27 protein-coding genes are annotated in these 25658 nt (G+C 64.7%); 15 read left to right on the forward strand and 12 right to left on the reverse strand.

All coding sequences use genetic code 11. The annotated features are described in order from the left end of the window. Nucleotides 1-188 precede the first annotated feature (188 nt). Nucleotides 189-1208, forward strand: coding sequence for a GNAT family N-acetyltransferase (locus tag DEQ92_RS13070; RefSeq protein ID WP_004972276.1), 1020 nt, complete (start codon nucleotides 189-191; stop codon nucleotides 1206-1208). Nucleotides 1209-1308: 100 nt separating this feature from the next. Here the strand turns inward: DEQ92_RS13070 and DEQ92_RS23895 are convergent, their stop codons facing one another. The 4 genes from DEQ92_RS23895 to DEQ92_RS13085 all read right to left on the reverse strand — a co-directional run bounded on the left by DEQ92_RS23895 (nucleotide 1309) and on the right by DEQ92_RS13085 (nucleotide 3845). Next, nucleotides 1309-1449 (reverse strand): hypothetical protein, encoded by a 141-nt coding sequence (locus tag DEQ92_RS23895; RefSeq protein WP_169330631.1) that lies wholly within the window; start codon nucleotides 1447-1449, stop codon nucleotides 1309-1311. A 53-nt stretch (nucleotides 1450-1502) separates the two neighbouring features. Next, nucleotides 1503-1844 (reverse strand): type II toxin-antitoxin system death-on-curing family toxin, encoded by a 342-nt coding sequence (locus DEQ92_RS13075; RefSeq protein ID WP_004972278.1) that lies wholly within the window; start codon nucleotides 1842-1844, stop codon nucleotides 1503-1505. Between the two features lie 171 nt (nucleotides 1845-2015). Next, nucleotides 2016-3026 (reverse strand): aldo/keto reductase, encoded by a 1011-nt coding sequence (locus DEQ92_RS13080; protein ID WP_050460006.1) that lies wholly within the window; start codon nucleotides 3024-3026, stop codon nucleotides 2016-2018. An 81-nt stretch (nucleotides 3027-3107) separates the two neighbouring features. Further along, a complete protein-coding gene (locus DEQ92_RS13085; RefSeq protein ID WP_115820926.1) occupies nucleotides 3108-3845 on the reverse strand; it encodes a sporulation protein in 738 nt (245 codons plus the stop codon). A gap of 316 nt (nucleotides 3846-4161) precedes the next feature. On the opposite strand from DEQ92_RS13085, the gene DEQ92_RS13090 reads away from it, so the two are divergent. Next, nucleotides 4162-4725 carry a hypothetical protein gene (locus DEQ92_RS13090; protein WP_233516867.1) on the forward strand — a complete coding sequence of 188 codons (564 nt, stop codon included), beginning with the start codon at nucleotides 4162-4164 and terminating at the stop codon, nucleotides 4723-4725. Nucleotides 4726-4813: 88 nt separating this feature from the next. Here DEQ92_RS13090 and DEQ92_RS13095 read toward each other — a convergent pair whose 3' ends face one another. Beyond that, on the reverse strand, nucleotides 4814-5029 hold the full coding sequence (locus tag DEQ92_RS13095; RefSeq protein ID WP_004971465.1) for a hypothetical protein: 216 nt from the start codon (nucleotides 5027-5029) through the stop codon (nucleotides 4814-4816). 381 nt (nucleotides 5030-5410) lie between these two features. Between DEQ92_RS13095 and DEQ92_RS13100 the strand changes: the two genes are divergently transcribed. Beyond that, nucleotides 5411-5650, forward strand: a complete 240-nt coding sequence (locus DEQ92_RS13100) for a hypothetical protein (RefSeq protein ID WP_049904866.1) — start codon at nucleotides 5411-5413, stop codon at nucleotides 5648-5650. A gap of 38 nt (nucleotides 5651-5688) precedes the next feature. Here DEQ92_RS13100 and DEQ92_RS13105 read toward each other — a convergent pair whose 3' ends face one another. Then, entirely contained in the window at nucleotides 5689-6375 is a 687-nt protein-coding gene (locus DEQ92_RS13105) for a diadenylate cyclase (protein ID WP_004971469.1), read from the reverse strand. A gap of 24 nt (nucleotides 6376-6399) precedes the next feature. Here DEQ92_RS13105 and DEQ92_RS13110 point away from each other — a divergent pair, with 24 nt between their 5' ends. After that, entirely contained in the window at nucleotides 6400-6828 is a 429-nt protein-coding gene (locus tag DEQ92_RS13110) for a hypothetical protein (RefSeq protein ID WP_049904867.1), read from the forward strand. A gap of 331 nt (nucleotides 6829-7159) precedes the next feature. On the opposite strand, the gene DEQ92_RS13120 is transcribed toward DEQ92_RS13110, so the two are convergent. After that, nucleotides 7160-8368 carry a CBS domain-containing protein gene (locus DEQ92_RS13120; RefSeq protein WP_115820927.1) on the reverse strand — a complete coding sequence of 403 codons (1209 nt, stop codon included), beginning with the start codon at nucleotides 8366-8368 and terminating at the stop codon, nucleotides 7160-7162. Between the two features lie 318 nt (nucleotides 8369-8686). Here DEQ92_RS13120 and DEQ92_RS13125 point away from each other — a divergent pair, with 318 nt between their 5' ends. From DEQ92_RS13125 to DEQ92_RS13135, 3 genes are all read left to right on the forward strand, one after another. Continuing rightward, nucleotides 8687-9115 carry a universal stress protein gene (locus DEQ92_RS13125; RefSeq protein WP_004971475.1) on the forward strand — a complete coding sequence of 143 codons (429 nt, stop codon included), beginning with the start codon at nucleotides 8687-8689 and terminating at the stop codon, nucleotides 9113-9115. Nucleotides 9116-9238: 123 nt separating this feature from the next. Next, nucleotides 9239-11419: a cation-translocating P-type ATPase gene (locus DEQ92_RS13130; protein ID WP_115820928.1), complete on the forward strand. Its 2181-nt coding sequence runs from the start codon at nucleotides 9239-9241 to the stop codon at nucleotides 11417-11419. A gap of 128 nt (nucleotides 11420-11547) precedes the next feature. Next, complete coding sequence (locus DEQ92_RS13135) at nucleotides 11548-12219, forward strand: SdpI family protein (RefSeq protein ID WP_115820929.1); 672 nt, start codon at nucleotides 11548-11550, stop codon at nucleotides 12217-12219. 181 nt (nucleotides 12220-12400) lie between these two features. Here DEQ92_RS13135 and DEQ92_RS13140 read toward each other — a convergent pair whose 3' ends face one another. Genes DEQ92_RS13140 through DEQ92_RS13150 form a run of 3 tightly spaced genes read right to left on the reverse strand, consistent with a single transcriptional unit; the run spans nucleotide 12401 to nucleotide 14631 of the window. After that, nucleotides 12401-13210, reverse strand: coding sequence for a molybdenum ABC transporter permease (locus tag DEQ92_RS13140; RefSeq protein ID WP_115820930.1), 810 nt, complete (start codon nucleotides 13208-13210; stop codon nucleotides 12401-12403). After that, entirely contained in the window at nucleotides 13191-14153 is a 963-nt protein-coding gene (locus DEQ92_RS13145; protein ID WP_115820931.1) for an extracellular solute-binding protein, read from the reverse strand. The genes DEQ92_RS13140 and DEQ92_RS13145 overlap by 20 nt, the downstream gene beginning before the upstream one ends. Before the next feature lie 4 nt (nucleotides 14154-14157). Next, nucleotides 14158-14631, reverse strand: coding sequence for a molybdopterin-dependent oxidoreductase (locus DEQ92_RS13150; RefSeq protein WP_115820932.1), 474 nt, complete (start codon nucleotides 14629-14631; stop codon nucleotides 14158-14160). Nucleotides 14632-14836: 205 nt separating this feature from the next. Between DEQ92_RS13150 and DEQ92_RS13155 the strand changes: the two genes are divergently transcribed. From DEQ92_RS13155 to DEQ92_RS13190, 7 genes are all read left to right on the forward strand, one after another. Continuing rightward, nucleotides 14837-16099, forward strand: a complete 1263-nt coding sequence (locus DEQ92_RS13155; RefSeq protein WP_115820933.1) for a glycosyltransferase family 2 protein — start codon at nucleotides 14837-14839, stop codon at nucleotides 16097-16099. 123 nt (nucleotides 16100-16222) lie between these two features. Further along, nucleotides 16223-16813, forward strand: a complete 591-nt coding sequence (locus tag DEQ92_RS13160) for a hypothetical protein (protein WP_004971489.1) — start codon at nucleotides 16223-16225, stop codon at nucleotides 16811-16813. A gap of 93 nt (nucleotides 16814-16906) precedes the next feature. Then, complete coding sequence (locus DEQ92_RS13165; protein WP_004971491.1) at nucleotides 16907-17632, forward strand: hypothetical protein; 726 nt, start codon at nucleotides 16907-16909, stop codon at nucleotides 17630-17632. Nucleotides 17633-17690: 58 nt separating this feature from the next. Further along, nucleotides 17691-19526, forward strand: a complete 1836-nt coding sequence (locus DEQ92_RS13170) for a spermidine synthase (protein WP_115820934.1) — start codon at nucleotides 17691-17693, stop codon at nucleotides 19524-19526. A 6-nt stretch (nucleotides 19527-19532) separates the two neighbouring features. After that, entirely contained in the window at nucleotides 19533-20063 is a 531-nt protein-coding gene (locus DEQ92_RS13175) for a hypothetical protein (RefSeq protein ID WP_115820935.1), read from the forward strand. Between the two features lie 22 nt (nucleotides 20064-20085). Further along, entirely contained in the window at nucleotides 20086-21057 is a 972-nt protein-coding gene (locus DEQ92_RS13180; protein WP_050459991.1) for a hypothetical protein, read from the forward strand. A gap of 201 nt (nucleotides 21058-21258) precedes the next feature. After that, a complete protein-coding gene (locus DEQ92_RS13190) occupies nucleotides 21259-23562 on the forward strand; it encodes a pentapeptide repeat-containing protein (protein WP_050459990.1) in 2304 nt (767 codons plus the stop codon). A gap of 27 nt (nucleotides 23563-23589) precedes the next feature. Here DEQ92_RS13190 and DEQ92_RS13195 read toward each other — a convergent pair whose 3' ends face one another. Beyond that, nucleotides 23590-24420, reverse strand: a complete 831-nt coding sequence (locus DEQ92_RS13195; RefSeq protein ID WP_115820936.1) for a carbon-nitrogen hydrolase family protein — start codon at nucleotides 24418-24420, stop codon at nucleotides 23590-23592. Between the two features lie 42 nt (nucleotides 24421-24462). Beyond that, nucleotides 24463-24816, reverse strand: coding sequence for a hypothetical protein (locus DEQ92_RS13200; RefSeq protein WP_004971504.1), 354 nt, complete (start codon nucleotides 24814-24816; stop codon nucleotides 24463-24465). A gap of 253 nt (nucleotides 24817-25069) precedes the next feature. Between DEQ92_RS13200 and DEQ92_RS13205 the strand changes: the two genes are divergently transcribed. After that, nucleotides 25070-25495 carry a DUF5518 domain-containing protein gene (locus DEQ92_RS13205; protein ID WP_115820937.1) on the forward strand — a complete coding sequence of 142 codons (426 nt, stop codon included), beginning with the start codon at nucleotides 25070-25072 and terminating at the stop codon, nucleotides 25493-25495. Nucleotides 25496-25658: the final 163 nt, after the last annotated feature.

A 25658-nucleotide genomic window follows, 5' to 3' on the forward strand; every position in this document is an offset into this window, starting at 1 on the left:
CGCTGGTCGCGCCACGTCCCGCCTCGTGAACGCTCGCGACTCGCGTAGTCTCTCTCACCTCTCTGCCCTGTTCACTCGCTCCTAACGCCAGCCGAAACGCGGTTTGACTCCGTCCAAATTCGGTGAAAGGGGCCTCATAACGGGTGCATAACAAAGGGGTCAGACGCGACAGTTCAGGCACCCTACTCATGAGCATCGAGGTTCGACGGGCGACTGGAGACGACGTCCACGGCTGGGACGCGTTCGTCGAACAGTCCCCGCACGGCAACGCGTTCCATCAGTACGACGCGCTTGAGATTCAGGCGGCCCACGCCGGCGCGGAGTTGATACCGCTCGTCGGACGCAAAGGTGAGGAAGTCGTCGGACTGTTTCCGATGTTCCGCATCGACAAAGGACCAATCGCGACGGTGTTCTCGCCGCCGCCGGAACTGCGAGTCGCGTATCTCGGACCGGTCCTGTTGAACATGGACCACATGAAACAGCGAAAGCGCGAGGGCCGGCACCACGAGTTCATCGACGACTGCCTCGAATGGGTCCGCGACGAAATTCGACCGCGCTACACCCATATCCGCCTCGACGGCCGGTACGACGACCTCAGGGCCTTCTCGTGGAACGACTACGCGATAACGCCGCAGTACACCTACCACGTCGACCTCTCGCCCGGCGCCGACGACGTGTTCATGAGTTTCAGCAGCGACGCTCGGTCGAACATCCGGAACGCGCCCGACGACGCGTACACCATCGAGGAGGGCGGTCCCGAAGAAATCGAGCAAATCGTCGAACAGGTCGCCTCGCGCTACGAGGCACAGGGCATCTCGTACCGGTCGACCCCGTCGTTCGTCAAGGACCTCTACACCACCCTTCCCGAGGGACAGATTCGCCCCTACGTCCTCCGAACCGACGGCGAGTTCGTCGGCGGCATCCTCGCCGTCGACTACAAGGAGACGGTGTCGCGGTGGCAGGGCGGCGTGCGGACCGACGTGGACACCGACCTCGCCGTCAACGACCTGCTCGACTGGCACATCATGCGCGACGCGATGGACCGCGGGCGGACGACGTACGACCTCGTCGGCGCGAACAACCGCCGTATCAACCGGTACAAGGCGAAGTTCAATCCCGAACTCCACCCCTTCTACAGCCTCGAACGGAACGCGGCGGGAATGAAGACGCTCGCGCACCTCTACAAGACGATTCGGGAGGGCGTGTAACGGAGTACGGTTCGTCCCGAATTCCGTCCGGATATTGACTCAAGAAGTCCCAGAAACCCTACTAGTTACCCAACTCGGCGGTCGCACGGAAAACCCGGGTTTACTCGTGTTCGAGTGCGTCGTACACGCCCCGGTGGTCGTCGCGGTCGGCCTTCGCGACGCGGAGAACGAGCTCTCGACGGATGTCTTCCATCACCCTGTCGAGTTCAGATTCATTGTTCGCGCCGTCTTTCGTTGCCATACGCCTACTGTGTCTTCCGTAGAGTTATTGCTTCGGGTCTGATGCGTCGTCGTCTAACTGGTCGAGTCCGTGCCGAACGAGTCCGTTTCGCCACTGTTCGACCACGTCATTGAGGTCGACTTCTTTGGTGTGTGTGTCCGGAGATAATCGATAACGCCGTCCTCGTCCGTGGCGGCTTCATCGGTTCCGAACTGCTTGAGAATCTCTCTGACTTCGTGGCCGTACTCCAATCGATACCCGTTGAGCAGGTAGAATACGACTGTCGTGTTCAGCGCGGTTCGTTTATTCCCGTCGACGAACGGATGGTTAGCGACGAGGAGTCGGAGTAGATGGTACGCTTTCTCGTGTATGGTCTCCGGTGCTGCGCCGAAGCTTCCCGTTTCGATATACTCCACGCGAACTCGATATCCCCCTCGCTCTGAACCCCGCGCGTCGTCTCCGCAGACTCTGAAACGATGTCATCGTGTATCTCGATGACATCGTCGACGGTCGGGTACCAGAGTGGGCGACTCATTGAACGCTGTGTTCTCCCGGAGGCCGTCTCACCGTTTCCTTCGACGCTGAAGTTAGAGCCCCGCGTAGGGGTCGGGCTTCGCCTCGGTCAGGCGGTCGACCTGCTCGTCCGTGAGGTCGATAGCGGCGGCTTCGAGGTTCTCGGTCAGTTGCTCGACCGTACGTGCGCCGACGATGGGGGCCGTGACGCCGTCGCGGTGCATGAGCCACGCGAGTGCCGTCTGGGCGGGCGTCGCGTCGACTTCCTCGGCGACCGCGTCGAGTTCGTCGTGCACGTCGAAGTTCTCCTCCGTCAGATACGACTCCTCGAACCGGCTGGACTCCGCGGCGCGGGACTCGCCGGTGAGGCCGTCCTCGCGGGTGTACTTCCCGGTGAGGAAGCCCTGTCCGAGCGGGCTCCACGGACAGACCGCGATGCCGTACGAGCGGGTCATCTCGAGGTAGTCCCCCTCGATTTCGCGGTCGACGAGGTTGTACCGCGGCTGGGCGACGGTGAACGGCTCCCAGCCCTCGGCGCGGGCGATTTCGTTCGCCTTCGCCACTTTCCACGCGTTCGGTCGGAGGGTCGACGCGCCGAGGTAGTGGACCTTTCCGTCCTCGACGAGGCCGTTGAGCGTCTTCATCATCTCGCGGGTAGGGGTCTCGTCGTCCCAGCGGTGGATGTAGAGCACGTCCACGTAGTCGGTGTCGAGGCGGTCGAGTAGGGCGTCGATGCGGTGCCGGATGTTCTTCCGGTTCGTCCCGCGGCTGTTCGGGTCGCCGTCGCGAATCTGCCAGTAAATCTTGGACGCGATGGTGAACCGCTCTCGGTCTCGGTCGTCGAGCCAGTCGCCGATCCAGCGCTCGCTCGCGCCGCCGCCGTAGATGTCCGCGGTGTCGATGAAGCGTCCGCCGGCCGCCTCGTAGGCGTCGAGCAGTTCGTGCGCGCGCTCCTCGTCGATTTCGACGTTGCCCTGTTCGGTCTCCTTGCCGAACCGCCACGTCCCGAACTGGAGTTCGCTCGTCTGGAGGCCCGTCTCGCCGAACGGCACGAAGTCCAGGTCGATGTCTTCGGGTGTCGTCATGCCCGCACAGATACGCCGAATCGACGCAAAAGCGTTGGGTAGCCGGAAGGCGATTGGGGTGAGTCGCCCCGCGTTCCGCCGTCAGGCGTTCGCGCGAATCAGCGATTCCAGTTCGTCGCGCACCTGGCTCGCGTCGGTGGTCCGGACCGTCGTCTGGACCGTCCGCTCGTCCAAGTCGCTAAGCTCGCTCAGCACGCCGCCGCGACGGTCGACTTCGAGGTGCAGTTCGAGCGCGTCTTCGCCCGGTCGCGGCACGACTTCGAGTTCGTCCAACTCGCCGGCGAACGGCCCCGACGTGGGTCGGAACTCGAACTCCTGGACGAAGCGCCTGCTCGCGGTGAACACGCCGTGGGGGTCGGCCTCGCATTCGGCGCTGTGCAGCGAGAAGCCGAGGTCGTCGAGCGCGTCGAAGACGGCCTGAAGCCGCGGCGTCGGCTGGACGTTCAGGTAGTCTTTGTCTTCGGGGTCGACGGCCAACTCGATGTCGAGTTCGGTTTCGACCCACACGTCGACGTTCCCGAGAGTGACGGGCGTTCCGCGAGGGATGTCGAGCGAGACCGCTCGCGTCTCCCGCTCGTCCGGTTGGATAGTGAGGCTTTCCGCGAGGGTGTACTGCGCGATATCCACCTCTCGGTAGCCCTCTTCGGTCCGGTAGCGGGTCTCCAGTTCGAACCGAATCTTCCCGATTTCCTGTTCTGTCGAACCCCCTTCGATGCGCACTTCTGCATCGACCGTCTCGCCGGCGCGGACGGTGTCGGAGGGGAGGACGGTATCGACGGTCGCGTTGCCGATTCCGATTCGTGCGAGGACCTTCTTCATGATGCACACCGACCGTCTCGTTCGCGGTGTAAGTATCTCGTGGCTCGCTACTTTCCGAGCGACAGTTGATCTCCTGTGCGACCGATTCGTTGATGCACACGCGTCGAGCCTCCAGAGGATATGGACTTGTCTCCCGACCGGGACTTGTTGACCCGCCTAAAAAAATAAGAATTATGAATTTTGTGACGGGTGAGAAATTCAAAATTGTATAATAGCCACCGAACCAGTTCACTCAGGTGATTTTGATAGTGTCCAGATATGACAGATAAATATCTATTTACCCGCCGACATTGTCTATCACCCGAGGTGTTCAGAAGTGACAACAAAACCACGAACTCGACGAGCCGTCCTTCGGAACGCGGCGGGACTTGTGGGTCTCGTCGCGTTCGCCGGCGTCGGCACCGCGAGTTCGACCGCGAAAAGCCAGTTCGACGACGAAGACGGCAACGGTATCCCTGACGAGGGGGAGGTCGTTACCGGCGCGTACAAGTCGGTCTTGGCGTACGAGGGCGAGTACGGTTCGGGAGCGTATCCGCAGGAAGACTGGTACTGGGACCTCGGCGACGGTCGGGTCAGCGGGACGGTCGACAGCATCGATGAGCTTGACCAAGACCGTCTCACCGTCTGTGAGTACAAAGTCCAGTACCGGGGAACGTACGCGAACGACCCGTTCTTGGACACTGGCTGGGTCAGAAACCAGATCAACTGCCGCGGCTACGACGACAACGGGAACTACAACTACAACATCGTCCACGAGACGGACCCGCGGTACACGGGCGACCGCCCGCCCGCGTTCGGCGGCGACTGGGAGTACCAGACGTACGTCGTCTCCGGCGTCGGTAATCAGGTCACTCGGCCGACGTCACCACCGGGACAATAAGTCGCCGTCATCGCGATGAGTTCGTCTCGCTTCGGCTTTTTTGTCGACGGTCCGCACTCGCGCGCCTCACAGCCCAGCGCGACACGCCTCACGTCACGTACACGTCGCCTTCGACTTCGTAGAGGTAGCCCTTGTTCAGGAGTTCGTCGACGGTTTCGGGGTCTTCGCCCGCCGAGCGCACCCGACGGCGCGCGTCCGCCACGGGCATCCCCGAGTCGCGGTCGGCGACGAGAGGCCGAAGGTGTTCGAACGCTCGCGTCGCGCGAGGAGAAAGCGGCGTGTGTCCGCCCTGTTTCGATGTCATCGAGTCCTCTATTCGCGACCACGGAACGCTCCGTAAAGAAGGTGGGTGCCGATTCGGTCTGCGGGGTGGCCGGGTTCCGAGGCGCTTCCCTCTCCGTTTTCGACTCGTTGGGGAGTCCCGCCCGAGCCAACCCATTGGCCCCGTTCTCCATATCGGCGGTGCTGCCGGAAACGGTGTACTGGCCGACCTTCTCGCCGCGAAGGGGGCTCACCGTGCACACTGCGAAACGGTAGTTCTCGGTAGAACCGAGCCAGAGTGTATCCTCACCGCTGTCCGAACCGGTGACCCCGAGTGGACGAGAATCACCTCCGACGGTGGGCGATGACACGCTACCGGCTGAACCATGATGGCTGTTAACATCGTGGGGCACGATATCTGCGTATGTCTCGTCACGTGGCTTCCTTCGACATCGACTCAAAGACCGATTCGTACGCCGCTCGACGTATCCTGGAGCGAGTCTACGATACGATACGGGAAGAGTCATCGAGCGGCCGAGGGGACTCGACCGACACAAGCGAACTCCTCGAATCGTTCAAAACGCTTCGAGACGCAGCGAAACGTCCAACGGCAGGCAAGCTAACCATCACCTACGAACAATACGACGACGGGTTCGAGAACTGAGTTCGCGGAACATCCGCCGCCGGAAGAGACGCGCAGCCTCAGTGTGCGGTCCGCCAGCGTCCCCCAAGCTCCTCACGTTCGCGGTCAGTATACTCTCCACTCCGAAAGACGGTCACACGGCCGTTCTCTTCGCTCAGCGTTACACTGGCAAGGACTTCTTCCCGGAGAGACACTTCCAACGCACTGAGATGTTTGGTTCCCATCCAAGCGGCAGAGGCGATGGGTGTCTCTTCGACCGCTTCAGTAGTATTTGGAGTCCGAACGCGAACCATCTGTTCTTGGATTGTCTTATCCGCGGCAATGACGACTGCTCCATCGCAGCTGAATGCCACGTTGCGGGCTGCGTCGATGAACTCATTGGATGTGATACCGACTGACCGGCACTGTTCGACGGGCCACGTGTTGTCTCCCAGTGGATCGGTGTATCTTCCGAAATCGATGTCAGCGACGACAATAAAATAGAGACTCGGTCCGGTCACGTACGGCTCGTCCCACCGGCTGAAAGAGAGACTCAAACTCTCCGCGACATATCTGAGGATGTCGATAGTCTCCGGGATTGTGGCGTACTCCGCCTGACCGTCGTTGGCTTTTACGATAGCTCTCTCACCGACATACTCGATGTACGGGGAGACTCTGTTTGAATGCTCTGCCCGTGATAGAGACGCCTGAGGTACACCACCGCTACTGACGCACCTACCATCCGTGGACGCTGTACAAACACTCATTCGCCTTGCACACCTTCTAGAAGCATGGCCGAGTTCCCAGACGAACGACAACTCGTACTACGGGCGCGTTCCCAGTTGGACCAGTGGACGAGAAGTGCCAGGATGGAGGCGTACACTGAACTGTTCGAGGGTGACGACCCCATCCTCTCCCTCGAAGAAGTGCAACTGCTCGATGCGCTCGACTCCGAACTGGAACGAGAGGGAGGCGATGGTGTCTGGGGAACCGATCAGTACGGAATCCACACGGCGGGAACCTCGAGTTCGGACACCTCACTCGGCGTCGTCTGTGTGTACCACCCACAGATCACCAAAGACTCCGTCCTCCGTGGGGCAGACGACCTCGACGACGAAGCCGAAGAGCGACTCAACGCGGCACTCTGGCGATATAGTGAACGGGTTGCGACGCTCATCGAAGAGAAACTCCACGAGTTCACCCGTCGAACACAGAGCTGAGGTTCGTCTCGCCGCTTTTACTACACTGTCATCGGTGTGCGACTACCGTCTGGTTCGTCCGCGTTCCGGTGCGAGATTTAAAAATACGTCTTCCTCAGCCCCGCACTCCGGACAGGCGTGCATGAAGTGGAATCCGTCGTCATCGCGCTTTTCGCTCCGACACTCCGACTGAGCGCGGGCTTCGTTCCCGCATACTGGACGGTGTTCGGGATGGTCCGGGAGATATGTGCTCACGAACTCGATGAACGATTTCGTCCCGTGACGGTCGACCGACCACACTGGTAGTCCGTCGATCGACGCCGACCAGCCTTCTCGTGGGAGGGTGAGTTCGTCACCCGCTGAGCCACCACCCGTAGAGGTGCTCTTGAGACTCGGCGTCGGATTGCTTCTTCGATTGACCGTACGTCTTCCCCTTGAGGAGTTGGCGTTCGACCGCGTTTGCGGCGAGTCGGAGTGCGTGGGTGGCGCCGTACCCTTCGCCGTCGGCCGTGAAGTACCCGCGGTCAGTAACCAGTCGAATCCGTGCCAACACGAGTGGTACGCCCCGGCTCTGTTCTTTGTGTTCCTGTAGTTCGATACTGGCCTTGATGACGCTCATCTCGCCGTACTTCGAGGTGACGCTCTCGATCAACGCGGAGACGTCGTCGTAGTCCATCACCTCTAGCAAGTCGAGTCCGAACACCTGCACGGCATTCCGGTCGTCGCGTTCCCAGGTGAGCGCCTCAATAACGTCCGTCTTGGTGATGATTCCGACTGGCTCGCCCGTTTGGTCGGCCGTGACGACGAGCGACGAGACCTCGTGTTCGAACATCGTTTCGACGACCTCGTCGAGCGGGGCGCTTCGGCGGACCGTCACAACGACATCGGACATCAGGTTTCGGACCGGAAGGTCGAGCATCCGGTCGGAGTCGCCCTCGCGAGCACCGAACCCGCCGTGAGACCCCCCAGAGCGTCCGCGGCCACCGAAACTGCCCGACGACCCTCCCTGGCTCTTGCTTCCACCTCGCGTCGTGAATTCGATAACGTCGTACAGGCTTACGATCCCCACGAGTTCGTCCCCGTCGATAACGGGAAGATGGGCGATACCGGACTCCCGAAGCACGTTAAGCGTTTTTCCGATCGTCGCCTCGGGAGTCGTGCTGACGAGTTTCGTCGAATACGCGTCTTCGACGGTCACGGCATCGAGAAACGGACGCACGGCTTCGAGGATAGCATCTGCGGTCACCACACCGAAGATACGGTCTTCATCGAGTACGGGAAGCGTTTTAGCGTCGCTCCCGATCATGAGTCGTGCGACCTCTCGAACGTCCTCTGTGCGCTCGACGGTCGGGACGTGCTGGACCTGCGAGCCGACCTTTGCGGAGGGCTGATTGGACGAGGAGGCCAACTGTCGGCGGCTGACAACACCACGATACTCGTCACCGTCGGTCACCACGACGGCATCGAGTTCTTGATTCTCGAATGCGCCGGCGACCTTCGACAGCGGCGTCCCGATATCGAACTCGGTGAACTTCGTGGAGAGAATTTCAGAGATATTCATGAGTAACTCTCTAGACAGAGCGGTGCAGGACGGTTATGCCTGTCCCACCCTTTCGTTGAGTGGTAGAGGCGTCCGAATGGCGAGGTTAGGGCGACGGAGAACGCCGGCAGTCCGACGAGAAGGCTACACCCGACGGCGACGACGCCTATCGCTAGCACACTCACGTCGCCACGCGAGGCAGGTGAGTGCGTTCAATCGCCGAATCCGGCCGAGTGATGTCCGCGACTCGGTCTGTGCGAACGCCCCTCCTTCGCGAATCGTCGGTGCGCCACCCGCGCGGCAGTACGTTCATCCCTACTCACCACGAAGTGTTCTCTCATGCCGGTCACCGTTCTCGTCGCCTTCGATGGCTCTCCGCTTTCAGCGCGCGCGCTCGCATACGCCATCGAGACCTTCCCGGACGCGTCCATCACGTCGATGTACGTGATTAATCCGCTCGACTCGGTTATCGACGTGGAGGCTGGCGGCTTACCAGTCGCCGAAGACTGGCACGAGAACGCGAAAGAAGTCGCAACCGAAATCCACACGACGGCCACGGACCTCGCGGCGGACCGGAATACCGAACTCGTTACCGTCACGGAGGTCGGCAAACCGGCACGAGCAATCTTGGAATACGCCGACGACCACGACATCGATCAGATCGTCATGGGCAGCCACGGTCGCTCGGGAATCGACCGTGCGCTCCTCGGGAGCGTTGCCGAGACGGTTACCCGCCGAGCGCGGATTCCGGTGACGATCGTCAGTTGAACCATTCGGACCAGAAGGGCGCGAGGGCGGTCGACAGTGGGGGCCCGCTTCGTCTGCACTCAGACAGGGACACGATGACAGACCGACAATACAGAATCAGGATGCAGTGTATGGAGAGACCGCGTGACCGTTACTGAATCGTCCCCGCTCTCGACGTGTGCTGTCCAAATCGAGCGACGAGGCGGTCGCGGCGAAGCGGGAGCGCGAGCCCTCGAACGATACCTCCGGGACACGCCCGGCGTCCACGACGTCGACGTCTCGTTCCGAACGGGGAGCGTTCGAATCACCTACGACGAGAGCGTCACCTCGGAGGAACAGCTTCGAGAAGCGGTTCGCGACCGCGACGTCTCGATTCGGGACGACCCCGACACGACGCCCGACGAGGCGACCACCCGCTCGGACCTCAGGCGGGAGGCCGTGTTCGTCGGGCTGACGCTGGTCGGCATGGTGACCGGCCTGGCGACGGGATGGCTCGGTGGACCGTCACTCCTCATGTGGGCCGGCTACGGCGTCGCGTACGCCTTCGGTGGCTGGTACGGGCTCAAGGGGGCGATCGAGACGCTCCGTCACGGCGCTGTCGACATCGACCTGTTGATGATCGTCGCCGCGCTTGGGGCGCTCTCTATCGGCGCACCGTTCGAGGGAGCGATGCTGCTCTTCCTGTTTTCGCTGTCGAACACGCTCCAACACTACGCGATCGGCCGCTCGCGCCGGGCGATCAAGTCCCTCGTCGAGATGCGGCCGGACGAGGCGCAGGTCCTCCGCGATGGTGAGGAGGTTACGGTTCCCATCGAGGAGGTCGCCGTCGGCGACGTGTTCGTCGTCCGCCCCGGCGACAGAATCCCGCTCGACGGCATCGTCACGTCCGGCGAGGGAACGGTGGACCAAGCCTCGCTCACCGGCGAATCAGTTCCCGTACCCAAGGTGCCCGGTGACGAGGTGTTCGGCGGCACGATAAACGAGAGCGGGAGCCTCGAAATCGAAGTCACGCGGCAGGCACACGAATCGGCGATCAGCCGCCTCATCCACATGGTCGAACGCGCCCAAAGCGAGAAGGCCCCGACACAGCGGCTCATCGACCGTCTCGAACAACCGTACGTCCTCGGCGTGTTCGGGCTCACGATTGCAGCTATCGCCGTTCCGGTCGCGCTCGGGAACGAGTTCACCGGGACGTTCTACCGCGCGATGACGCTCATGGTCGCCGCCTCGCCGTGTGCGGTCATCATCTCGACGCCCGCGGCAGTCCTCTCAGCTATCGCCTCCGGAGGCAGACAGGGCGTCCTGTTCAAGGGCGGCGAGCACGTCGAGACCGCCGCGCGCATCGATGCGGTCGCCTTCGACAAGACCGGGACGCTCACGCAGGGGGACACGCAGTTGACCGACGTGTTCGTCCGTGACGACACGGCGGACGAGACGCTGACCGAGGACGAACTCCTCTCTGTCGTGGCCGCGGTGCAGGCCCGTTCGGAGCACCACCTCGCCCGCGCGACCGTGCGGGCGGCAGATGCTCGGTCACTCGACGTCCCCGACGCGGAGCGGTTCCAGTCGGTCGCCGGGAAAGGGGTCAAAGCGGACGTCGACGGCACGACGACGCACATCGGGAACCGAAGTTATTTCGAGACCATCCTCGGGGACGCGGCGATCGACGGTCTCGAACCGGGCCTCGACCGTCTCCAGACGTTAGAGGAAGAGGGGAAAACGAGCGTCCTCGTCGCCCGAGAGCGCCACGGCGACGTCAGCGTGTCGGGGTGGCTCGCCTTCACCGACACCGTTCGCCCCGGCGCGGCCGAGATGATCGATGACCTCCGCTCGCTCGGCGTGGAGCACATCGTCATGCTGACGGGCGACAACGAGCGCGTCGCACAGCGCATCGCCGACGAAGTCGGCATCGACGAGGTACAGGCCGAACTGCTCCCGGAGGAGAAAGTGGCGACCATCGAGGACCTGGTCGGGCGATTCGAGAACGTGGCGATGGTCGGTGACGGCGTCAACGACGCGCCGGCGCTCGCCACGGCGACCCTCGGCATCGCGATGGGCGGCGCGGGAACCGACGTCGCGCTCGACACCGCCGACGTGGTGCTGATGGGCGACGACCTCAGCAAGATTCCCTACGTGCTCGGTCTCGGACGCAGGACTCGCCGGACGCTCACCATCAACCTCGCAATCGCCTTCGGCGCGATTGCACTCATGGTCGGTGCGATCCTCCTCCGAGGAATCCCGCTCCCGCTCGCAGTAGTCGGCCACGAGGGCTCGACAGTCATCGTCTCACTGAACGGTCTTCGGCTGCTCGGCTTTCGTGGGTGAGTACGTCACGGGCGACGGAGGCGAACTCCCCCCGGTCGCTCGGAGGACCGCCGGCCTGTCGCGATGACGAGAGGCCGGCGGACTTTCCCACCCGCCCGTTCATCTACACGCAGGCCGTACGTTCCAGTATGAAGACGATTCACCGGTTCCTCGCGGCTGCGGGCTTCGTCGCGCTGTCCGGTATCGTGAGCTTGCTTGCCGCGCCATCGCTCCCCGCTGAGCTCGTCACGAACTGGGGGTCGGGTGGCGAGCCCAACGGGACGATGCCGAAGCTGCTTGCCCTCTGGCTCATTCCCGCTCTGACCGCGGGGCTCCTTGTCACGTTCGCCGCCATCCCGCGAATCGACCCGCTCCGAGAGAACATCGCCGAGTTCCGGTCCTACTACGACTGGTTCGTCGTCATCTTCACCGTCTACATGTCCGTCGTTCACGTCGGCATCGTCGCCTTCAATCTCGGCTACGAGTTCGACTTCACCTCCCTGATTCTCGTCGCCGTGGCTGGGCTGTTTTATTATAGCGGCGTCGTACTCGCGCACGCCGAGCAGAACTGGTTCGTCGGTATCCGGACGCCGTGGACTCTCAGTAGCGAAGAGGTCTGGGCACGGACTCACGCACTCGGCGGCCGACTCTTCAAACTCACCGCCGTCCTCACGCTCGTCGGTCTGTTGTTCGGTGACTACGCGCTCTACTTCCTCCTCGTTCCTGCGCTTTTGACAGCCGGCGTTACCGTCGTCTACTCGTACTACCTGTACGAGCGAATCGACGGAAGCTCGGATACCGCCCCGGGCTCGAATCTGTGAGTCACTCTGAGAGCAACAGGAGCGGCGTGCTGAATAGCGCGGCTGGACGTCGCACCGGTCGCTTTTTTCGCATCGTTTAACGCGAACCGGCCGTCTGGTGGATGGGCGAACCTACCTCTCGGTTGGACGACTGTCGTTGGTTACGTTCCGTCTCCTGACGACTCCTGCGGTCCGTTCGCCCTCACTCCCACGGGTTCGTCCCCAGCGCGTGGACTAACAGAATCGCCCCGACGGCGATGCCGACGAGGACGAGCGCGACCGGGAACGCGGCGTCGAGGCCGGTCGAGAGGTACGACACCCAGATCTGCACCGGGAGCGTCCGCGGGTAGTACGCCAGCATGAGCGTCGCGCCGAACTCGCCCATCGCCCGCGCGAACGTCAGGGTCACCCCGGCGAGGATGCCCTGCTTCGCCAGCGGGAGCGTCACGCGCCGGACGCTCCCGATGCGGTCCTCGCCGAGCGAACGGGCCGCCGCTTCGAGTTGCCTGTCCACGCCGTCGAAGGCCGTCTTCGCGGTCACGACCAGAAACGGCGAGGCGACGTAGGTCTGCGCGAGGACGACCCCGACCAGCGAGCGCGTCAGCGGGACGCTCGTCAGCTGACCGAGGCCCGCGGGGCCGACCAGCGTGAGCAGTAACATCCCGCTGACGACCGGCGGGAGGACGAGCGGGAGCATGACCATCGCCAGAATCACGTCGCGGCCGCGGAACGACGTGCGCGAGAGCCAGTAGGCCAAGGGGAGGCCGAAGGCGACGGCGACCAGCGTGCTCAGCGTCGCCGCGACGACGGAGTTGGTGGCGGCGGTCACGACGACGTCGCTCGTCACGTCGCCGACCAGCGACGCCGGCGACTGCGCGAGGACGAGCGCGCCGATGGGAAGCAGGTAGTAGACGAGGAGCATCCCCGCGAGAAGCAGCGTCAAGCCTCGCCACGTCTCGGGCAGGAGCCGCGTGACGCCGCTCTCGCGGCTGTTAGGCTCTCGGTGGGACATCTCCGAAGTAGTGCGGGTGGCTCGCGCGCACGGCGAACCCGGAGGGTTCGAGGAACTCGCCGGCGGTCCCGACGAGCGCCTCGAACACCGATTTCGACGCCGCCGTGTCGGTTCGTCGCGTCGCGGCGTACCGGATTGGGCCGCCGCGGACGGTGATACCCTCCGGGAGCGTGTAGGAGACCGACGCGTACGCCGACGCGTGTTCAGGGTCGCTCAGGTTGATTTCGGCCGGGAGTTCGAGGTACGGGTAGTCGCGCTCGACGGCCATGCTCCGGTAGACGAACGCCGCGTCGACGCCGCCGGCGTCGAACTGCGCGAGCAGTTGCGTCTCGGGGTATATCTGGTCGCGGCGAAGCAGGTCGGTGGCGAGTGCCGGCCGGTCGTAGTAGTCGGCGGCGAGCGCGAGCGCGAACCGCGTCCGGTAGCCCAGCGGGTCGAGGTCGGGGTCGGTTCGGCCGAGGCTGACGTCGTCGTCGAGGAGGGCGTCGGGCCACGACGCGGCGTCGGCGACTCGCTCGCCGCCGTCGGTCTGGGGGTTGTACGCGACGACGAGCGCGTTGTTGGCGAACGTCGCGTACCACGGGACAGAAAGCGGCGCGTCGAACAGCGTCGTGTCCGCGAGGGCGACGATATCGGGGTCGCGCTGGTCGTCGGCGACCATCCGCGCCACGCGGGCGGAACCGTGTGCCTCGACCTCCACGCGGGTTCCCTCCGGGGGCTCGAACTCGGCGGTGAGCGCCCGCTGGAGGCTCCCGGCGGCGAGAATCGACACGGTCGGCGTCGTCCCCGCTCGGCCGAGGCAGCCCGCTGTCGCGGTGAGGCCGGCCGCGGTGGCCCCGCCGACGGACGCGAGAAACGCCCGCCTGCCCGACCCCCTGGCGGACTCGCCGGTGTTCTCCGCCGCGTCCGTTCGGGCCGGCCGATTCCGTCTCTCTCGCGTCATCTGGTCAGGGTTTCTTGGAGATGTCTTCGAGCGATTCGGGGTCGGTAGACGGGTCGAGCGCGCGCGCCTCGACGGCGCGGACGCCTTTCACCGTCCGCGACCCGTCAATGTCGGGCGCGATAAAGCGCGTCTCGTAGCCGTGCTCCTCGCCTATCGGCGTCCCGTCGCGGCTGTAGGCGAGCACGGCGTCGAGAGCGTCGTACACGTCGATACAGACGCGATAACCGTCGGCGCTCTCGACGACGAGGTGCGTCGTCTCGTCGTCGAGGCCGACGTCAGCGAAGAGGTCGAAGACCGGAATCCCGGTCCACGTCGCGGTGTGCCGCGCCCCCGACGCGCACGCGACCGTCACCGTTCGGTCCTCGGCGGGGAAGTCGAGTAACTCCGCGCCCGACAGCGACGCTCGGCCGTCGCCGTGGAGGAGAATCGGCTCGGACGGGGCGGTCGCCGGACGCGACCGGTCGTGTTGTGCGTGCATGTGTATTCACTAGTCCGATATTGGTTGACTCTAACGGTGTGTGTAACCTCAAACAATTAAGGGTTTATAACTGTCTGAAAATGAGTCTCCCGACGTGCTGGGTGGACGGACGTCGGAACCCGGGCGCGCGGTTTCGACTCGGTTGCGAGTCGGCCGATTCCGACGTCCGAACATTCATTATTTCAAGAATGTATGTTTAATCTATATGTTTGGGGCCCAGTCCGAACTGGCGGTGTTCATCCTCCTGATGCTCGTCTGGACCGTCTTCGTGCTGTATTCGGCCTCGGTGTTCACGTGGTTCGTCGAGGTGCTCGTCCTCGCGTGGCGACAGACCGTCCCCGCAGACGACGTCGCCTACGGCTACGACGACATCCAAGTGCGCATCATCACTATCGACGCGGCGAACATCGTCCAATCGACGGTCAACGCGGTTCCCGACGACCTCGCCGACGTTCGAGTCATCGCGGAGAAACCGATTTCGGTCGACGGCGCGACGGTCCACGCCGTTCCCGAGGAGTTCACCTGCACGGCGTCTCACAAGGGCCGCGCGCTCGAATGGGCGCGCCGCGAGGTCCCCTGCGACAAGGAGTTCGTCCTCTACCTCGACGAGGACACGCTGATGGCGAACTTCGAGGGGTTGCCGGAGGGCGACATCATCCAGATAACCGAACTGCCGGTGTACACCGGGTCGTGGGTGACGTACCTCTCGGAGGTGTTCCGCATCGGTTACCAGCGCGAACAGCGGGCGTTTGGCCGCTTCAGCTTCCCGCTGTACGCGTGGGGCGGCGGCATCGCGATTCGGACGAGCCTCGAAAACCGCATCACGTGGGACTCGAAGACCATCACCGAGGACACGGACTTCGCGTGGCGCGCCGCCGCCGCCGCCGACCTCGATTTCAGCGTGCTGAACTGCAAGTTCCGCAATCAGGCCCCGCCGTCGGTGATGACGATGCTCAAGCAGCGTCGCCGGTGGTTCTCCGGGACGCGACAGGATTCGGACCTCCTACCGCTGCACTATCAGATGTTCCTGCAGTTCCGCCTCGTCGCGTGGGGCTTTTCGCCGCTCATCCCGGTGATAACGTTCATCACGTTCCTCGTCCCCGGCGCGCTCCCGGATCTGATGCTCTATCGGGTCGGCTCCCTTCTCGAGTTCGCCACGCTGTTCGTCGTGACGGGGGCCGGCGTGGCAAGTTACTGGTCGGAGTCGAAACTCACGCTCCTCGCGGTCCCGTGGACACCGATTCTCGTCGTTCTCAACACGGCGGGCGCGCTCTGGGGGTTCGTCTCCCCGGTCGAGCACTTCGCCGTCACGACCAAGGTGCCGCTGGAGACGGTCGAAAAGCGCAACCCCGCGTTCGAGCCCGGCTCGCTCACGAAACACGACGGGCGGAACGACTTACCCGAGCGGCTGGACGTGAATCGACTCACGAGCGGGCTCCGGGAGTCTGTTCACGTCTTTGACGATTGACCGCGGCGGTTGCGTGCCGAACCATTCCCGATCGGCATCCGGTGACCACTCTCCTGGGGCTGACTCCCGCGCCGTGACAATCGAGCCACCGTTTGATGCGCTCACGGCACGTCTACTCGCTGTATGAACGCGCACGCGAACACCGGTCCCGACCGCGCTCGCAAACACGAGCCCTTTCCGGCGTACGGACCCGTGGACGCGGCGCTCGGGTTCGTCGTCTTCTACCTGTTCGTCGAGCGCGCCACGCCGACTATCGTCGACACCGTGACGGGTGTCGTTCCCGGGCTCTCGGCGTCGGCGGTCGGCTTCGGACTCGCGGCGTTCCTGTGGTTCATCTTCGTCGTGACGACGCTCGACCAACTCCGCCGGCAACTCGCGGCGCTCGGGGTCGTCGCCGGGGACGCCGGCCGACTCGACCGCGTAGCGTCGGGACGGGCCGTCCCCAGCGTCCCGCGACTTCTCCTGTACGGCGTCGTCACCGTCGTCGGCGGCTCTATCGCCGTGCTCACGTTCGACCGCGCCGTCGACGCGGGCATCGCGTTCATCCGGCTCGTCACGGGCCTCGGTGCCGGCGTATTCCCGTTCGGCGCGGTCCCGCTCGTCGAGTTCCTCGTCATGGTCGTCTTCTTCGTCTCGTTCGGCGCGGCGACGCACTCGCTCGACAGGGTGGTCATCGGGAGCGTCAGGACCGCGTTCGCGACGGTCCGCCCGTAAACCCGTCAGCGGACACGACGTTCTCTCCGACGAGACGTATCGAACCACAAGACTGTTATCCTAGTTTTCTGATTGACAGAGACGAGAGTCCCCATGAAGCGTCGTACGTTCCTCCAACTGACCGGCCTCGGGGCCGTCGGCGGACTCGCCGGCTGTCTCGGTTCGAACTCCCCTCCCCCGCGAAAGTCGAGCGTCGTCTCCGAATTCGAGGTCTCCGACGGCTCGCTCGTCGTCGACCTCGCCGACCAGACGTGGGTGATGTCCCGCTACGAAGCCGCCGACCAGTCGTCGCTGTCAGGGTTCGACCCGCAGTCGCTGGCCGCGCTCAGCCCCGTCGGGGTTGCGAGCGCGAAAGGCAAGGGCGGCGGCGGTGGCGGCCGCGGCGCGACCGGCCGCGGCACGGGCGGCTACGCCTCCGCCCCGCGGACGGTCCACGGCCACGCGTGGTACCACGGCGGCGACTACGCCGACGACTGGTACGAGAACAACGCCGGCAAAGTGAGTCGATTCCCCGTCGGCGTCGCCGCGCTCGGCATCGCCTACCTCGGATCGACCGCGGCGATGCGAGACGACGCGCCCGACGCCGGCCCGGTGCCGTGGGACCGCGAGATACAGGACCCGAACGATACCGTCCAGTACGACATCGACGACGGCAGCCAGTTCGGACAGGACGGCTGGTACCGCGTCGGCGCGCACGTCGTCGGCGACGACGTGAACCACGACTTCCGCTGGGAGTGTTACGACCTCGAAGTCACCGACGGTATCGGTGACGCGGGGTACTCCATCGAGGAAGAGTGGAAAGTCTCTCCGCGCATCTGAGCGCGGCTGACGCGCGCTTTCCCTCGCCCTCTATAACTCACCCACTCGCCCTCCATCGATGTCCAACACGCGAACCGACACGGCGACGCTCCTGACGCTCACCTTCGTGGTGTCGTTCTGTAGCTTCGCCTACGAGTTCGTCTACTCGGAACTGCTGACGGTGATGTACGGCGGGACGGTCACCCAGTACGTCATCACGGTCGGGCTGTACTTCTTCAGCCTCGGCATCGGCGCGGCGCTCTCGGACGACCTCGACGGCGCGACCCTCGGCGGGAACTTCTTCCGCACCGAGGTGCTCCTGGCCGCGGCCGCGCCCGCGGGCTTCCTGCTCATCGTCGGTCTCAACAGCGTCCGCATCCCGCAGGCGGTGCCCGCGGAGGTCATCTGGACCGTCGCCCGCCTCCCCGTCGTCGTCGTCGGGTTCCTCTCGGGGTTCGAACTCCCGCTTTTGACCCGCATGTTCGACGAGCTCGACGACGACGGGTCGGCGACGCCCTCGTGGCTCCGAACCGCGGGCGCGCGAATCCACGATTTCGTCGTGGCCGCCGTCGGCACCCTCTGGACCGTCGAGCGGACCGAGGGCCGCAGAAGCGGGCTGTCTGTCATCCTCGCGATGGACTACGTCGGCGGCCTCGCCGGTGCCGTCGTCTACGCCCGCGTCCTCTACCCGGGTCTCGGCCTCATCCCGACGATATTCGTGCTGGCGCTCCTCAACGGGGTCGCCGCGCTCGTCTTCGTCGCCCACTTCGGCGAGTGGTCGTGGTGGCCCTTCAGCGACGCCGCCCCGTCCGCAAGCCCCACCTCGTCCGCCAGCGCCGAACCCGGCGGGAACGCGACTGACAGCGCCCGAGCCGACCGGTCGCTCTCGGCCGCGCGTGTCTCGAAGACGCTCCTCGTGGTCTGTCTCCTCTTGACGGCGACCTACGCGGGCGTCGTCGCCAAGCACGGCGTCGCCGACGAGCGCCTGTCGCAACTCTACCTCGAGCAGCAGATAGAAAACGAGTACCCGCCGGGCGCGATGCGCGCGACGGTCACCTCGCAGGAGACGACCACCTACCAGCACGTCATCCGGTACAACCGCACGTGGACCGGAACCGGCCCGAACCCGCACTTCGACGGGCGGACGGAACAGTGCCTCCGGCTCGGCGCGGCCGTCCAACTCTGCGAGAGTTGGGCCGACAGCTACCATCGGGGGCTGGTCGACGTGCCGATGTCGCTGGTCGACCCCGGTCCGGAGACCAAGGTGCTCGTCGTCGGTGGCGGCGACTGGATCGCGATCGACCACCTGCGGGAGTACGGCGTCACCGTCGACCACGTCGACCTCGACGGCGAGTTCATGCGCGACGCGAAGACGGACCCCTTCTTCCGCCGCTGGCACGACGACGCCCACGAGTACGACCGGCTGAACACGACGGTCGCCGACGGCTACCGGTACCTCCAAGAGACGAACGAGACGTACGACCTCGTGTTGCTCGACGTGCCCGGCGCGACCGACGACGACCTGCTCACGCTCTACTCGACCGAGTTCTACCGCTCCGTCCGGACGCACCTCTCCGAGGACGGCGTCGCGGTGACGTGGGGCTACTCGCCCGACGCCTACCCCGAACACCACAAGGCGTTCGTCAACACCGTCGGGGCCGCGGGCTTCACCCGAGAGCTCTCCTACTGGGTGCGCGAGGACCTCGACGACGACGGCGAGACCGAGCGCGTCGAGCAGTTCTACGTGCTCGCGCCCGGCGACCGCCCCCGGCTCACCGGCGACGGCGCGACGCGGTACGTCCGCGCCCGCGAGGAGCACTATGGCTCCGCCGAGTGGCGCGCGGTCCCGCACTACCGCGGCGTCCGCGAGAACTCCATCTTCCACCCGAACTACGACATCCTCGTCGACACCTGATTACCCATGCCCTCCCAACCACCTTCCACCACCGAACCGCCCGCCGCCTCCGACCCGTCTCCGCCGGTCGAGACACCGACCGAGCTGTACTTCGGCTACAGCGCCGACGCACCGGACCTGACGACCGTGGACGTGAAGATGGTCTCCCCGGCGACGCTCGCGGGCGAACCGGCGGTCCTCACCGTCATCGGCGAGTCCCACTACGTCGGCCTGCCGGCGCTCGACTTCCACGAGCTGTGTTCGTGCAAGCCGCTGCCGCACGAACGAACCCACGAGACGCCGCTTTCCATCGGCGCGGAACGCGAGTTCAGCTTCGAGAGCGACCGACTCGACGCCCGGACGGTCGTGGAGGGGCGCTCGCTCGACGCCTTCCCCGGCCCGGACGACGCGACCGTCGCCTATCGGTTCGGCCCGGAGGCGTGGACCACCATCCGCGTCGGCGACGGCGGCTACGAGACGTACCACACCTACCCGGAGTACGACCTCGCGCTGTACACCGAGACGACGATGACGCCCGAACGAGAGGCTCAGCGATGACTCCCGAACGAACTACCCAACGATGACCCGAAACGCCACCACCTACGACGGCGACGTGACGCTCAACGGCTCCGAACGACCCCCGGTCGAACTGCGCGACCCCGCGGACGTGTTCGTCGGCGGCGCGAGCGTCGCCGGCGACCTCACCGTGCAGAACGCTGAGTACGTCTTCACCCACGCGCCGGTGACCGACGACGCGGCCGTCGGCGACGCGACGGCCGGCGACGCGGCCGTCGAGACCGAAATCCGCGGCAGCCTCGAAGACGGCTACGTCCAGTCGGTCGACGGCGACGTGCTCCTCGGCGACGCCGAAGACGTGTTCATCGCGGCCGACGCCGCCGACGGCGCGGTCTCGGCACCCGGGGCGGAGAACGTCTACGCGGGCGAGGGGACGCCCGTTACCGCCCCCGACGACTACGACGTGTCCACCTTCGGCTGGAAGCAGTCGGGGAGCGCGACCGACCCCGATACCGGCGTCTACGCCGTCGGCATGGCCCACGACGTCGACCTCACGAACGTCAACTCGGACGTGGAACTCTACCTCGTCGGCCACGGCCACGAGGTGCGGGTCGAGGGTCGAGGTGCGGCAGTCTCCGTCCACTTCGTCGGCTACGACAACACCGTCAGCGTCGGGCCGTACCTCGCGTCGAGCGTCGAGACCGACACCGGATTCGACAACGCGGTCGACGCCGACCCCTACCCCGCCGAGGACCTCGTCGAGATGTCCCGAAGCGAGGCCTACTCGAACGCCGGGTTCGGCCGCCGTAAGGTGACGTTCCAAGAGCCGGCCGACGGCGACGAGTGGTGTCCGAACTGCGGCAAGCCCGCCGAGGCCATCATCGAGCGCCATCAGATGGAGGCGTTTTTCCTCTTCGGCTGGCCGCTTTGGACCTTCGAGCAGAGCACCAACCCCGCCCGCGAGTGCGAACACTGCTCGCCCAACGCGATTCACGCCGAACTCTCGGCGTCCGAGCGCCGCGAGATATTCGACTGACCTCGTCGGCGGTCCGAAGATATATATCAAAACACCAGACAATGTTGCACATACGACTGTCCCCGCGTTCGAACGTCGCACCCGTGTTCGAACGCGCTCGCCGGGTCTGCACCCTCAGCCGCACCCGCCACGCCCGCTGTCCCCGGCGCATCCGTCCGCCCCTCCCCAGCCATGTCGAGAAATGAGTCCACGCCGGCGCTGATGTCCTCCTCGTCGTGCCGGTACACGTTCGACCCGTCGGTCCAGACCGACGCCCACCTCCAGACGACGTGGGAGTGTCCGCACGAAGCCCACCCCGAAAGCGAGTTCTGCGTGTTCCACATGAGCCGCGACGAGCGCGCCTCGCTCGACGTGACCGGCGACGACATCGTCGGCGAACTCCGGGCGAACCTCCAGTCGCCCGACACCCGCGTCAACGAGTACGTCGGCGCGGACCTCCCGCACCTCTCGCTCACCTATCAGGACATCAACGGCGCGACGAACCACGTCCTCAACTTCCAGCACGCCGACATCGAGGGCTTGGACCTCACCCACGGCCGCCTCGACCAGGGGTTGATTCTCCGCGAGGCGACGGTCGGCCGCCTCAAACTCGACGAGGCGGTGGTCACCGGCGACGTGGACGCTCGGGAGGTCACCGTGACCGGCGCGGTGACGACCAACGAGGCGACGTTCGAACAGGACGTTCGCTTTTCGGAGGCGACCTTCCGCGGCGAGGTCCGCTGCGACGAGACGGTGTTCCAGGGCGACACCAGTTTCGCAGACGCGACGTTCCACGGCACGGCGCGCTTCCGCAACGTCGAGACCAGTGGGAGCAGCCACGTCCTCGACGACAACATCACCTTCGCGAACGCGACGTTCCGCGACGACGCGAGTTTCAGACAGGCGATTTTCAATTACGTGACGTTCGAGGGCGCGCGGTTCACCGCGGGGTCGGACTTCGAACACGTCGAGTTCGAGGGCGACGCCCGGTTCGACGGCGTCCGCTTCGACGAGATGGCCGACTTCGACGAGGCGCGGTTCGACGACGACGCGAGCTTCGCCGACGCCCGGTTCATGCAGTTGGCCGAGTTCCGCGGCGTCGAGTTCAACGGCGGGAGCCGGACGACCCACGACGACGTGACGTTCGAGGGCGCGACGTTCGAGGGCGAAGCGGACTACAAGCTCGCGCGATTCCGCTATTCGGACTTCAAGGACGCCGTGTTCAAGGGCGCGGTCAACTTCGACCGCGCGACGTTCACCGCCCGCACCGACTGCTATCGCCTCCGCGTCGACGGCGCGTTCGACCTCTCTTTGGCGTCGTTCGACGGACAGGCGAACTTCGACGAGAGCGAGTTCCGCGACGCCGTCGTCGCCGAGGAGGCGACGTTCGGGTGCGACGCCTCGTTCGAGGGGGTCGAGTTCGAAGCGAACGCTCGGTTCGGCGAGGCGCGGTTCGAAGAGGACGTGAGCTTCAAGACCGCGGCGTTCCACGGTCTCGCCACCTTCCGCGGGGCGTTCTTCGAGGGCGAACTGCAGCACCTCGAAGCCAACGCCTCGTTCAACGAGGCGACCTTCGAAGCCGGCGCGGAGTTCGAGGCCGCGAACTTCACGAGCGCGTCGTTCTGGGAGACGACGTTCCACGACCGGGCGGACTTCCGGCAGTCTGACTTCGAGACGGCGCGCTTCCGCGTGCTCGTCGGCGACCGCGACACCTACCTCGACTTCACCGACGCGACGCTCTCCGGCGGCACGATTTCGCAGGGCTCCGGCGAGCCGACGCCGTACGACCTCACCCGCGCGACCATCGGCGACCTGACGCTGGAGGGCGACGGCAACGAACACCAGCTTCTTGACCACTTCCGCTTCTGTCTCACCGAGTTCGACCGCTTCGACTTCAGCGACCACCACGGCTACCTCGAACGCAACGACTGGACCATCCACGACTTCGTGGGTAACGGCGCGACCGGCCAGTTCGCCGTGGAACTGACGCCCGATATCATCGAAGAAACGTACCGGAAGGCGCAGGACAGCGCCAACGCCGTCGGTGACACCCCCGCGAGCCGCGAGTTCGAGTTCAAGCGCTACTACTACAACCGCCAGAAGAACTTCGACATCATCCTCAACGAGTACTCGCTGAACACGTGGGCCCGCGGCAAGAAGGTCGCAAGCGTGGGGCTGAACACGCTCATGCAAGTCACCTGCGGCTACGGTAACCGCCTCCCGCGAATCGCGGCGTTCACGTTCCTCCTCCCGGCGCTGTTCGGGCTGTGTTACGCCCTCGGCGGGCCGTTTCTGACGCAGGCGGGGAGCGTCTTCGACCCCGCCGCGGTCGACAAGACGACGATGGAGGTCCTCTTCGACAACGTCTACTACAGCTACATCAGCTTCAGCACGGTCGGCTACGGCGATATCAACCCGCTCGGGCCGGCGGCGCGCGTGCTCGCGGCGAGCCAGGGGATGTTGAACGGGCTGTTTTTCACCCTGCTCACGTTCACGCTGTTCAAGCGCGTGCTCGGCGGGAGCTAATCGAGCCGAGTCGCCCGCGTCCCCTCCTCACTCGTCCGACCGCTCGTACACGTCCGGTCGCGCGTGCTGGAGCGTCTGCATGTCGCGGCGGATGTCGTTCAGATGCGACAGGTCGATAGTCGCCGTGACGACTTCCTCGCGGTCCTGCGCCTTCGAAATCACGTTCCCCCACGGGTCGACGACGAGCGTGCGGCCGTAGGTCTCGACCCACGACGGCTTGTCGCCGATTTGGCCGGGCGCGATGACGTACGCCTGGTTCTCGATGGCTCGGGCGCGAAGGAGCGGTTCCCAGTGGTCTTTTCCGGTGTGCATCGTGAACGCCGCGGGGACGAGAAGGACGTTCGCGCCGGACTGCGCCATCGTTCGGTAGAGCCCCGGAAACCGGAGGTCGTAGCAGATAGAGAGGCCGAACGTCGCGAGGTCGGTGTCGACCGTCACCGCCCGGTCGCCGGGGGCGACGTGGTCGGACTCGCGGTGTTCGACGCTCCCGCCGATTTCGATGTCGAACAGGTGGACCTTCCGGTAGGTGTCGAGCACCTCGCCGCTCGGGCCGATGAGCGTCGACGTGTTGTAGACGCGGTCGCCGTCCGGAATCCGTTCGAAGAAACTCCCCGTGTGGACGAAGACGCCGTGTTCGCGGGCCTTCTCCGAGAACCGTCGTACGGTGGGTCCGTCGAGCGGCTCTGCGACCTCGGCGAACCGCTCTTCCGGACCGATGAAGGTCGTCATCTCCGGGAACGCCACGAAGTCCGCGCCGTCGGACGCGGCCTCGTCGAGGAGGCCGAGCGCCCGCTCGACGTTCGCCGCCTTGTCGTCTCGCGAGTCTAGCTGGCACGCGGCCGCCACGAATCGGGACATCTCGTCGGGAGGCTACGTGGACCGACGATATGGTAGTCACGGTTACTCGCTCGGGTCGAACTCGAGGTAGACCAGTCGCTCGTCGCCGACCGTCCATCCGCGGTGTCCCGGCGGGATGGTCGCGGCGCAGCCGGCGGCAACCTCAGTCTGCGTCCCGTCGTCCAGTTCGAGGCCGAGCGTCCCCGAAACGACGTAGATGTCGTGTGCGTTCTGGCAGTAGTCGAGCTCTGTCTCACCGTGGCCGTCCTCTGTTCCCCATCCCGGTTCCAACGTCGCCCGCGTGACCGCCACGTCGCTTAGGTCGACCGACTCCGTGCGGCCGGCTTCGAGCGCTGTGGATTCCGCGTCGGAAAGCTCCGTGACGACTAGCTCGTCGACTTCGGTACTGTCTGCCATAAAACACGTTCTCCGGGGACGGTAGTAGCTCTTACGTCGGTGCTGACGACATAACTATCTCCTGTAAGAAAAATTTGTAAAACGAGTTCATATACTATTACAGACAATATCGTTCGCGAGGGCTCGTTGGCTCGGCGGGTCCGCTGTCTGCGAGTCGTCACACGAGCGACCCGGAAGCCGATTCGCAACTCGAAATCTCGAGGTCCAGCCCTGCCAAGATATATGAATCCTTAGCAATTTTACATACGCGACTATGGTCTCGACCCCCCGTTTCAGAACCCTCCCTCCAGCATGGAAATCCGCACTTATCGGGGTGATAGCCTCGCTCCCCGTCATCGCGGTTGTCAACTGGCTGCCGGAGCCGGAGTCGACCGTCGGTGCCGGTATGATGGTATTCGGCGCGTTCATCGCGGGGGCCGTCGCCGCGCTCAGCTCGGCGGACCCGGACGCCGCCGGACTCCGCGCCGGCCTTCTCGGTGGCGTTCTGGAGTTGTTGGTGTTCGCAGCGACCGCGGGCACGACGGCGGCGTGGCCGCCGTCCAGAATCGCGTTCTTCGGGCTCGCCGGCGGGGTCGTCCTCTGTCTCGCCTCCATGTTCGGTCTGGGATGCGGTCGAGTCGGCGGATGGACGGTGCGCACCGTCGCCTCACGGTGGAATCCCACTGCGAGTACGTCGTAGATCCCTTGTGACACTTTTCGCAGAATTACCAAATAATAAAGATATATCGAAAACTGATGTGTGAGCCATGAAACTCGCTTTTGGGTTCGAACATCGCCTCCGTTCTCACAGCGAAGTGATTTCGAACTCGTTCAGCAACAATAGTCGCGTTTGTTCCTTTGTA

Origin of the sequence: Haloferax sp. Atlit-6N (assembly GCF_003383195.1) — an archaeon.
In the GTDB taxonomy this organism is placed as follows: Archaea; Halobacteriota; Halobacteria; order Halobacteriales; family Haloferacaceae; genus Haloferax; species Haloferax gibbonsii.

Excerpts from the sequence above, each read along its gene's own strand:
- DEQ92_RS13095 (WP_004971465.1), bottom strand. The coding sequence starts at position 5,029 with ATGACATCGAAACAGGGCGGACACACGCCGCTTTCTCCTCGCGCGACG.
- DEQ92_RS13085 (WP_115820926.1), bottom strand. The coding sequence starts at position 3,845 with ATGAAGAAGGTCCTCGCACGAATCGGAATCGGCAACGCGACCGTCGAT.
- DEQ92_RS13155 (WP_115820933.1), top strand. The coding sequence starts at position 14,837 with ATGTTTGGGGCCCAGTCCGAACTGGCGGTGTTCATCCTCCTGATGCTC.
- DEQ92_RS13080 (WP_050460006.1), bottom strand. The coding sequence starts at position 3,026 with ATGACGACACCCGAAGACATCGACCTGGACTTCGTGCCGTTCGGCGAG.
- DEQ92_RS13180 (WP_050459991.1), top strand. The coding sequence starts at position 20,086 with ATGACCCGAAACGCCACCACCTACGACGGCGACGTGACGCTCAACGGC.
- DEQ92_RS13170 (WP_115820934.1), top strand. The coding sequence starts at position 17,691 with ATGTCCAACACGCGAACCGACACGGCGACGCTCCTGACGCTCACCTTC.
- DEQ92_RS13195 (WP_115820936.1), bottom strand. The coding sequence starts at position 24,420 with ATGTCCCGATTCGTGGCGGCCGCGTGCCAGCTAGACTCGCGAGACGAC.
- DEQ92_RS23895 (WP_169330631.1), bottom strand. The coding sequence starts at position 1,449 with ATGGCAACGAAAGACGGCGCGAACAATGAATCTGAACTCGACAGGGTG.
- DEQ92_RS13200 (WP_004971504.1), bottom strand. The coding sequence starts at position 24,816 with ATGGCAGACAGTACCGAAGTCGACGAGCTAGTCGTCACGGAGCTTTCC.
- DEQ92_RS13160 (WP_004971489.1), top strand. The coding sequence starts at position 16,223 with ATGAACGCGCACGCGAACACCGGTCCCGACCGCGCTCGCAAACACGAG.
- DEQ92_RS13105 (WP_004971469.1), bottom strand. The coding sequence starts at position 6,375 with ATGAGTGTTTGTACAGCGTCCACGGATGGTAGGTGCGTCAGTAGCGGT.
- DEQ92_RS13070 (WP_004972276.1), top strand. The coding sequence starts at position 189 with ATGAGCATCGAGGTTCGACGGGCGACTGGAGACGACGTCCACGGCTGG.
- DEQ92_RS13110 (WP_049904867.1), top strand. The coding sequence starts at position 6,400 with ATGGCCGAGTTCCCAGACGAACGACAACTCGTACTACGGGCGCGTTCC.
- DEQ92_RS13190 (WP_050459990.1), top strand. The coding sequence starts at position 21,259 with ATGTCCTCCTCGTCGTGCCGGTACACGTTCGACCCGTCGGTCCAGACC.
- DEQ92_RS13135 (WP_115820929.1), top strand. The coding sequence starts at position 11,548 with ATGAAGACGATTCACCGGTTCCTCGCGGCTGCGGGCTTCGTCGCGCTG.
- DEQ92_RS13150 (WP_115820932.1), bottom strand. The coding sequence starts at position 14,631 with ATGCACGCACAACACGACCGGTCGCGTCCGGCGACCGCCCCGTCCGAG.
- DEQ92_RS13165 (WP_004971491.1), top strand. The coding sequence starts at position 16,907 with ATGAAGCGTCGTACGTTCCTCCAACTGACCGGCCTCGGGGCCGTCGGC.
- DEQ92_RS13125 (WP_004971475.1), top strand. The coding sequence starts at position 8,687 with ATGCCGGTCACCGTTCTCGTCGCCTTCGATGGCTCTCCGCTTTCAGCG.
- DEQ92_RS13145 (WP_115820931.1), bottom strand. The coding sequence starts at position 14,153 with ATGACGCGAGAGAGACGGAATCGGCCGGCCCGAACGGACGCGGCGGAG.
- DEQ92_RS13120 (WP_115820927.1), bottom strand. The coding sequence starts at position 8,368 with ATGAATATCTCTGAAATTCTCTCCACGAAGTTCACCGAGTTCGATATC.
- DEQ92_RS13205 (WP_115820937.1), top strand. The coding sequence starts at position 25,070 with ATGGTCTCGACCCCCCGTTTCAGAACCCTCCCTCCAGCATGGAAATCC.
- DEQ92_RS13100 (WP_049904866.1), top strand. The coding sequence starts at position 5,411 with ATGTCTCGTCACGTGGCTTCCTTCGACATCGACTCAAAGACCGATTCG.
- DEQ92_RS13175 (WP_115820935.1), top strand. The coding sequence starts at position 19,533 with ATGCCCTCCCAACCACCTTCCACCACCGAACCGCCCGCCGCCTCCGAC.
- DEQ92_RS13140 (WP_115820930.1), bottom strand. The coding sequence starts at position 13,210 with ATGTCCCACCGAGAGCCTAACAGCCGCGAGAGCGGCGTCACGCGGCTC.